Below are 2,239 nucleotides of genomic sequence, written 5' to 3'. Positions count from 1 at the left end.
CCATTGATGTATTACTTATTATTATTTTCATATTACATATCTCACCACCTACAAACAGTATATAACAGTATAAAACAGTTGTCAACATATGTATGTGTTTTATTGACATTTTAACGGTCTAAAGATACAATCTAAAATAGAAAAAATATTAAAAGAAGGTGAAAAAAAGTGAAAATTGCAGTTACTTGTGTCAATGGACAAGTATTTCAACATTTCGGTCATTGCCCAAGCTTTTTAGTTTGTAATGTAGAAAATAATAAAATCATTTCTAGTGAAATGTTAGATACACAAGGGCATGGTTGTAGTATGTTAGCAGGATTTTTAAAAGAACATGGTATAGATGTTGTTATTTGTGGTGGTATTGGTGGTGGTGCTAAAAATCATATTGTCTCTGCTGGAATGAAGTTGTTGCCAGGGGCTAGTGGTGATGCTTTAACACAGGTTGAAAGATATATCACTGGTACATTAGAATATGATCCAAATACTGAATGTGATCATCATAAACATGATGCAAATCACAAATGTCATTAAATTATTTTCAAAATATGAAAATAATTGTAAAGCAAATTTGAAAATGTCTTAAAAAATGTTAAACATGAGCACCATTATTTAGGTGCTTCATGTAGTTTTTAAAATGAAGTATATTATTTTGACGCCATGGATGATCTAATGGAGGAATATACTTCTTTTTCTTTTTCTCTTTTTTAGGCTCTTCATCAAAATTTCTGGATACTTTTTTATGATCTTCAACTTTTTCCATTATGAATATATTGTCCAGTACATTTGCATATAGATTGCCATCGAAAGCTTCAATAACAATTGCAGTTGATTTAGGTTTTATGCATGCTTGAATTCCATTTTCCGTAATTAGCTTATAATAGCTATTCCTGAATTTGATACAATGCCCTGAATCAACTTTTCTTTCTGAAAATACTGCCAGAGTTCTATTGATTACATCATCTGCCGGTTGCATTTCAAATACTGATTTGGTACTATTAAGTCGTAGAGCGAACTTATCATTGAATTTCTTTAGGTAGGATTTTAGAAATTCATTTGCCTGCTCTATAGTTGTAATCTGAGCGCGTCTGAGTTCAACAGGCAATCTTGATTGAAAAGTCTGGTTAAGTCTTTCAATACGACCTTTAGCTTGGGCGACGCTCGTTGTTTTTATTTCAACACCAAGAGTATGACAGGCATAAGAGAACTGTGTGAATGTATCTTCATCATCAAAAGCACGTTCTTTTTTTATGTATTCGAAAACAGTTCTTTTGTCAGTATAAAACATAGCAGGAATACCGTAATTGTTTAAAATCTGATAAAAAACGTTGTAATATCCATTTAAAGTTTCCTGTAAATCAAAATAAGCACCTACAACTTCACCAGTTGCATCGTCAACAGCCAGGTGAAGATGCCATATAGCTCCAGGAATCCATTCAAAGGATGAAGCATCCATCTGAATCATTTCACCTGCATATTTAGATCTGGGTCTTCTAGGATGAGCATCTTTGGAATCGAGTATTTCTAGAGATTCCTTGATATTGTTTTTATTTTTTTCAGATTTTGTATTATTTAAGCGCTTATTAAGTTTGGATTTCAGTTTCTTTTTTGTTTTTCTTCTGGCTTTAGGTGAGATAATGTCTTCTTCCCATAACCATTTATTTAGAGTTGTATCAGAAATTTTAACATCAAAATCTTCTTCAACGATTTCACAGAAGTGAGTAAAATTAGTATCAGAATATTCATTGATATAATATGAGATAATTTTATTTTTAATATCCAAAGGGATAGCAGTAGAAGGAGCTTTGCCTCTATTGCCATGAACAAAACCTTCTTTGCCTTTAGTTCTGTAAAGAACAATTAGCCTGTCAATAGTTCTGATAGAACAATTAAGTTTAACAGCAGCCTTCTTTTTATTACCATTTGTTTCAATTAATTTTTTAATAGTTTTATATTTGATTTCTTCATTCATTCTTAATTCGACCTTTCTCATAATAATCTATAACCTCCTTAAATCTGAGGATATAGTATAACATGTGAATTGATTATGTCTCAACTCGTTGAGACATAATCAACTTGGTTTACTTAAGACATTATCATATTTGAATCAGAAATTATTTTCAAAATATGAAAATAATTTGACTTATCAATATTAATAACATAAAATTCGTGCTGTTCATTAAATAATAAATGTTTTTAAATATATGGGAACTACGAAAGTAGTTGAAGAAGTAACGCTAAG

At 30.5% G+C, this 2,239-nt stretch carries 2 protein-coding genes; one reads left to right on the top strand and one right to left on the bottom strand.

Annotation, left to right across the window (positions count from 1 at the left end; translation table 11 throughout):
• Positions 1-168 precede the first annotated feature (168 nt).
• Entirely contained in the window at positions 169-531 is a 363-nt protein-coding gene (locus tag ACJMLZ_RS08580; protein ID WP_405305207.1) for a NifB/NifX family molybdenum-iron cluster-binding protein, read from the top strand.
• Between the two features lie 58 nt (positions 532-589).
• Here the strand turns inward: ACJMLZ_RS08580 and ACJMLZ_RS08575 are convergent, their stop codons facing one another.
• A complete protein-coding gene (locus ACJMLZ_RS08575) occupies positions 590-1,990 on the bottom strand; it encodes an ISNCY family transposase (RefSeq protein WP_405280819.1) in 1,401 nt (466 codons plus the stop codon).
• Positions 1,991-2,239 lie beyond the last annotated feature (249 nt).

This window comes from Methanobrevibacter sp. (assembly GCF_045126245.1).
In the GTDB taxonomy this organism is placed as follows: domain Archaea; phylum Methanobacteriota; class Methanobacteria; order Methanobacteriales; family Methanobacteriaceae; genus Methanocatella.
Note: the sequence above shows the minus strand (reverse complement) of the source record. Positions and strands in the feature narration are given on the sequence as shown.